Annotated in this window: 8 protein-coding genes and 1 pseudogene; 5 read left to right on the forward strand and 4 right to left on the reverse strand. The window is 62.0% G+C overall.

Annotation, left to right across the window (positions count from 1 at the left end; genetic code table 11):
* The 4 genes and pseudogenes from ABJP42_RS19600 to ABJP42_RS19615 all read right to left on the reverse strand — a co-directional run.
* Positions 1-212: pseudogene (locus ABJP42_RS19600) on the reverse strand (dihydroorotase); the annotation flags it as partial.
* Complete coding sequence (locus tag ABJP42_RS19605; protein WP_348343464.1) at positions 209-604, reverse strand: hypothetical protein; 396 nt, start codon at positions 602-604, stop codon at positions 209-211. The pseudogene ABJP42_RS19600 and the gene ABJP42_RS19605, both read right to left, overlap by 4 nt.
* Before the next feature lies 1 nt (position 605).
* The gene (locus ABJP42_RS19610) at positions 606-1,142 is read right to left on the reverse strand and encodes a hypothetical protein (protein WP_348343450.1); all 537 of its coding nucleotides are present in this window, start codon (positions 1,140-1,142) and stop codon (positions 606-608) included.
* A 4-nt stretch (positions 1,143-1,146) separates the two neighbouring features.
* Positions 1,147-2,097: an aspartate carbamoyltransferase catalytic subunit gene (locus tag ABJP42_RS19615; RefSeq protein WP_348343452.1), complete on the reverse strand. Its 951-nt coding sequence runs from the start codon at positions 2,095-2,097 to the stop codon at positions 1,147-1,149.
* Between the two features lie 128 nt (positions 2,098-2,225).
* Here ABJP42_RS19615 and ABJP42_RS19620 point away from each other — a divergent pair, with 128 nt between their 5' ends.
* From ABJP42_RS19620 to ABJP42_RS19640, 5 genes are all read left to right on the forward strand, one after another.
* Positions 2,226-3,038: a uracil-DNA glycosylase gene (locus ABJP42_RS19620; protein ID WP_348343454.1), complete on the forward strand. Its 813-nt coding sequence runs from the start codon at positions 2,226-2,228 to the stop codon at positions 3,036-3,038.
* Between the two features lie 15 nt (positions 3,039-3,053).
* On the forward strand, positions 3,054-3,653 hold the full coding sequence (locus ABJP42_RS19625; RefSeq protein WP_348343456.1) for a metallophosphoesterase family protein: 600 nt from the start codon (positions 3,054-3,056) through the stop codon (positions 3,651-3,653).
* Positions 3,650-4,273, forward strand: coding sequence for a LysE family translocator (locus ABJP42_RS19630; RefSeq protein ID WP_348343458.1), 624 nt, complete (start codon positions 3,650-3,652; stop codon positions 4,271-4,273). The genes ABJP42_RS19625 and ABJP42_RS19630 overlap by 4 nt, the downstream gene beginning before the upstream one ends.
* A gap of 8 nt (positions 4,274-4,281) precedes the next feature.
* Complete coding sequence (gene moaB, locus ABJP42_RS19635) at positions 4,282-4,824, forward strand: molybdenum cofactor biosynthesis protein B (protein ID WP_348343460.1); 543 nt, start codon at positions 4,282-4,284, stop codon at positions 4,822-4,824.
* A 163-nt stretch (positions 4,825-4,987) separates the two neighbouring features.
* On the forward strand, positions 4,988-5,902 hold a 915-nt coding region (locus tag ABJP42_RS19640; RefSeq protein WP_348343462.1), incomplete at its 3' end, for an HlyD family secretion protein.

Consider the following 5,902-nt stretch of genomic DNA (forward strand, 5'->3'; position numbering starts at 1 on the left):
ATATCGACAATGCCGGGCGCCAGACATTTGCCCTCACAGTCGATGACCTCCACCTCATTGGCCTCAATGTTTCGCGCACGAAACAGTTGCGCGGGCTCCGTTCCCTCAGCCAGCACCTCGGCAATCTTGCCATCCTGAACCAGCAGGGCACCTGGGCTGTCAGTTCCGGCCTCGGGGTCGATCAGGCGGGCATTGATAAAGAGAAGGGTCATGCAACAGGCCTTTCGATGGCGTGATTGAGGGCGGCAACGGTGGTGGTCGGAGAGGATTGATATTTGATCAGGTGCTTATCACCGCCTGTGGTGATCACTTGCACATAGGAGCCCATGGTTTTGACCACCTCGATCTGGTTCAACGGCACCCGGCGCTCGGCGGGGCCGGTGAGCACGCCGTCTTCAATGCGCCAGACCACGGAGAGTTCTTCGCTCATCATGAACCATCCGCGCAGGCCAATGGCGCCAAGCCCACCGATTGCGCCGGTCCAGACATGCGGATTGCCAATCGCCCAAAGCACCACCATGCCAACAATCATGGCGATAGCCGCCATCCAGGCATGGGCGGTGATATAGGCGCTGCGGTTGGGGTTGAACTCGATCACATCCATCTCAGAACACCAGTACAAAAAGGGTGACAACAATCGCAGTCATCACCACGGCAAAAAGCGCGGCCCCAATGCGCCGCGCCGCGTGGCGGGCTGCGCGGGGCGACAGCTTGGGGCCGGTATAGAGCCTGCTGCTTTCGGGGGTGGCCTGCGGAGGGGCGCTCCAGTTGATCGGTTTTTCACCAAAACTGGCGATATGGTGGATCTGGCTGGCCGGTGTCAGCCGGGTGGCTGCCCCGTCAAAAGCCCGCGAGCGCAAAAGCAGTACATGGCCCTCAAGCGCTGCGAGCCGGTCACGCTTAGGGGTGATCTCCTCTTCTGGGATGCCGCAGCCCTGGGTCAGGTAGCCTGTCAGCCCCAATTCCTCCAAGTCTGAGATCGGAAAGATCTCCACATGATCGAGGTTGATCGCCTCAATGCCCAGCACCTGCGCCAGAGCGCCCGGCTCGCGTAGAAACTGGGCCTGTTCCGGGCGCATATCCAGATCAAAGACCCGGATCACGCCGCGCTCGCCAGCTGGGATTTCGAGGGTGTCACTCATGAGATCAGCTAGCCTGGGCGCTGCGGCTCTGGCGCAGGTTCTGCGCCAAAAGATCCATCGCTGCCATGCGCACGGCAACGCCCATCTCAACCTGCTCCTGAATGACCGAGCGGTTGATATCGTCCGCCAGGGTGCCGTCGATCTCAACCCCGCGGTTCATTGGGCCGGGATGCATGACGATGGCATCCGGCTTGGCATGGGACAGTTTTTCGGCGTCCAGCCCGTAGCGGTGGAAATACTCGCGTTCCGAGGGGATGAAACCGCCGTCCATCCGCTCCTTCTGCAGGCGCAGCATCATCACCACATCGACGTCTTTCAGCCCTTCGCGCATATCGTCGTAGATCTCGGCGCCAAATTCGGCGAACTGACCCGGCACCAGCGTTGGCGGGCCAATCAGGCGGATGCGGTTCTCCATCTTGCCCAGCAGGATCAGGTTTGAACGCGCCACGCGGGAATGGGCGACATCACCGCAGATGGCAATGTTGAGCCGGTGCAGCCGGCCCTTGGCGCGGCGGATGGTCAGCGCATCCAGCAGCGCCTGGGTCGGGTGTTCGTGCCGACCGTCGCCGGCATTCAGCACCGCGCAATTGACCTTCTGGCTCAGCAGGTCCACCGCGCCGGAATGCGGGTGGCGCACCACCAGCAGATCCGGGTGCATGGCGTTCAGCGTCATTGCGGTATCAATCAGGGTCTCCCCCTTTTTGATAGAGGAGGCCTGCATTGCCATATTCATCACATCAGCGCCCAGCCGCTTGCCGGCAATCTCAAAACTCGCCTGGGTGCGGGTGGAGTTCTCAAAGAACATGTTGATCTGGGTGAGGCCCGCCAGGGCATCCGAGTGTTTCTCGGGGCGGCGGTTCAGATCGACATAGCTGTCGGCCAGATCAAGAAGGGTGGTGATTTCATGCGGCTTGAGGGTCTCGATGCCAAGCAGGTGACGGTGATCGAAAGACATGGGGCGGCTCCGCTCTGTTTGGCGCATCTTATAGGCCCCTTGCTGCGGGCGGGCAAGGCGGGGTGCCCGCGTCAAAGGCGCTGCATTAGGGGTGTTCCGCTTGCCCGCGTGGCAGGGTAGCTTGGGCCATGGAATCGGCATTGGATTATTGGAGCGCCAAGGCGCTGTTGGAATGGCAGGTGGAGCTTGGCGCCACCGAGGCACTGTGTGAAGCGCCGGTTGACCGCTATGCGTTGCAGCCGCCCGCCCCCAAGGCGCAGCCCGGCCAAACCGCCGGGCAGATGCCTGGCCAGAAAGCTGGCAAAAAACTCGGTACGCCGCCGCCCATGCCCCCCAAACCAAAACCCGTCGATCCGGTTGTTGAGGCCCAGAAACAGGCCGCTGCGGCGAGCGGGTTGCCCTCGCTGCGGGCGGCGCTCGAAGGGTTTTCGCATTGCGAATTGAAGATGGGCGCGCGCAATCTGGTCTTTGCCGATGGCCAGGCCGGTGCACGGGTCATGGTGATTGGCGAGGCGCCGGGGCGCGAAGAGGATCAGCAGGGCAAGCCCTTTGTTGGTGCCGCAGGCCAGATGCTGGACCGGATGCTGGCGGCGAATGATCTTGCCCGCGACAAAAACGTCTATATCACCAATGTAATGCCCTGGCGGCCGCAGCAGAACCGCGATCCCAGCGCCGAGGAAATCGCCATGATGGTGCCCTTTCTGGAGCGTCATGTGGCATTGGCGCAGCCGGATTTTCTGGTGTTGATGGGCAATATCAGCTGTCAGGCGGTGCTGGGCAGGCGTGGCATCACCCGGCTGCGGGGCCAATGGGGGGAGGCCTGGGGCAAGCCGGTTCTGCCGATGTTCCACCCGGCCTATCTGTTGCGCCAGCCTGAGCACAAACGCACCACCTGGGGCGACCTCTTGGAGCTGAAGGCCCGATTGGGTGCCGCAAACTAAGGACTTATTTTCCAGATGAAAATCATGGCTTTCTCCGATCTGCATCTTTCGGCCTCCCATGCGGCGGCGCTGGTTGCGGCCAGCGATCAGGCGGATCTGGTCATCGGGGCTGGAGATTTTTGCAATGCGCGCACCGGCCTGGACCGGGCCATGAGGATGCTGTCCGGAATCACCAAGCCGATGATTGTGGTGCCGGGAAACGCGGAAAGCGCCGAGGAACTGCGCGCTGCCGCCTTGCCGAACATGACTGTGTTGCATGGTGAGGGGGTGGAGGTTTGCGGGCTGCAGATCTTTGGTCTTGGCGGCGGTGTGCCGCAAACGCCCTTTGGCGATTGGTCCTATGACCTGTCAGAAGCCGAAGCTGAAGAGATGCTGGCACGCTGTACCAAGGCGGATCTGCTGATTTGCCATTCGCCTCCAAAGGGGCAAGGCGATGTGACCGGGCAGGGGCATTCGGTGGGATCCACAGCGATCCACAATGCCGTCGCGCGGTTGCAACCGCAGCTCACCCTGTTTGGCCATATCCACGACAGCTGGGGCTTTCGCGGCGAGGTCAGCGCCAGCCAAACCGCCAACCTTGGGCCAGAGCCCAGCTTTTTTGAGGTAGCCCCATGATTGATCCGATCTCGCTTTTGGCCTTTGTGCCAGCCGCCCTGGCGCTGAACCTGACACCGGGGGCGGATATGATGTTCTGCCTTGGGCAGGGGCTGTGTTCGGGGCGCGGATCGGCGCTGGCGGCCAGTGCCGGGATATCCATCGGGGGCATGGTGCATGTGGTGCTCGCCGGGCTGGGGCTGGGCGCGGTGGTGAAGACTATGCCGGGGCTGTTTGATGTCATCCGCTGGCTTGGCGTCGCCTATCTGCTCTACCTCGCCTGGGGCGCGCTGAAGGCGCCAGTCCCAGCGCAGGCGGGGCAACCGCCGGTGCCTGCCTCCCGCGCCTTTCGCGCCGGTTTCTGGGTCAATCTAACCAACCCCAAGGTGATCCTCTTTGTGCTCGCCTTTGTGCCTCAGTTTGTAGTGCCCGAGGCCGGGCCGGTGCTGGGGCAGTTCCTGATCTATGGTCTGGTTCTGGCGCTGGGCGGCTTTGTCATCAATGGCTTGGTCGGGATCTTTGGCAGCAGCATGGGGCGCTTCTTCGCGCCGACCTCGCGTTCGGCCATCTGGTTGGGGCGCATTTCGGCCGGAATTTTTGCGGGGCTGGCTCTCAGGCTCGCGCTTTTGCAAAAGACATGAGGTCTCCTATGTCACGTATCGACGAAACCATGGAATTCATCCCGGTTCGCATTGCCATCCTCACCGTCTCGGACAGTCGCAGCCTGGAGGAAGACCGCTCAGGTCAGGTGCTGGTCGACCGGCTGCAGGCGGCGGGGCATATTCTGGCAGATCGCAAGATCATGCCGGATGAGCGCGGTGACATCGCCGATCAGCTGCGCGCCTGGGTGGCCGACCCGGAGGTGGACATTGTGATCTCCACCGGTGGCACTGGCCTGACCGGGCGGGATGTTTCGGTTGAGGCGCACCGCGATGTCTATGAAAAAGAGATCGAAGCCTTTGGCACCGTTTTTACCATCGTGTCGATGAAAAAGATCGGCACCTCGGCGGTGCAATCGCGCGCCACCGGCGGCGTTGCTGGCGGTACCTATCTGTTTGCTCTGCCCGGCAGCCCCGGCGCCTGCAAGGATGGCTGGGATGAAATTCTGGCCATGCAGCTGGATTATCGCCACCGCCCCTGCAATTTTGTGGAAATAATGCCACGTTTAACCGAAACCCAGCGACGGAAGTGACGCTGCTGCGCGTTTAATTCGTCAAGACGAACACTATGTTCAATGATACCTGCCAGTCAGAGGGTTGCGCGGGGCTAGGGGCTCGGCCGGTTTCTGTCTGGCAAGATGCATATTACGGATAGGGTAGCATGGGGGGATCCCCAGCCACCAAAGGGAATACGACATGCGCTTTTTGCGGCATAGTTTGACGGGATTGTTTCTGGCGGCCATGACAGCTGCGCTTTTGCTCTATGCGGGGCAACTGGTGGTGGGTGCGGTGCAGGCGCGGCTGAATGCCGAACCCCGTAAACCGCCGGTGCGCGAACGCATCTTTGCGGTCAATCTGGTGACAGCAGAACTGCAGGAAATCGCGCCAGAGCTCACTGGGTTTGGCCGCGTTGAGAGCCGCCGCACATTGGAATTGCGCAGCGCTCAGGGCGGGCGGATTACCCAGCTGGCTGAAAGTTTTGAAGAGGGCGGCGCGGTCCGGGCTGGTGAAGTCCTGATGCAGATTGACCCCTCGGATGCCCAGGCAGCCCTAGAACAGGCCGAGGCTGATATGCTGGATGCCCGCGCCGAAGAACGCGACGCCGGGCGCGATCTCATCCTCGCCAATGACGAATTGGAAGCCACCCAGGATCAGGCGCAATTGCGGGCGCGGGCGCATCAGCGCCAGTTGGATCTGCAGGAACGCGGTGTCGGCACTACGGCAGCGGTAGAGGCGGCCGAGCTGACAGCAGTGCAGGCCCGGCAAACGGTGATTTCACGTCGTCAGGCCGTGAGCCAGGCCGAGGCCCGCGTCGACAAGGCTGCCACCCGCGTCGCCCGCAGTCAGATTGCCCTGGATACCGCGACGCGGGATCTGGCCGATACCACCCTACGCGCCGCATTTGATGGCACCCTGCAGGCGGTGACGCTGGTTGAAGGCCGATTGGTTTCGGTCAATGAAAAACTGGCTGAGCTGGTGGATGCCGACCAGCTGGAGGTGGCTTTTCGGGTTTCGACGCTGCAATATGCCCGGCTGCTTGGCGAGGATGGCCAATTGTCTGCGGCGCAGGTTCGGGTGACGCTGGATGCGGCTGGCGCCGGGTTGGAAGCC

This window comes from Pseudophaeobacter sp., assembly GCF_039971195.1.
Taxonomy (GTDB): domain Bacteria; phylum Pseudomonadota; class Alphaproteobacteria; order Rhodobacterales; family Rhodobacteraceae; genus Pseudophaeobacter.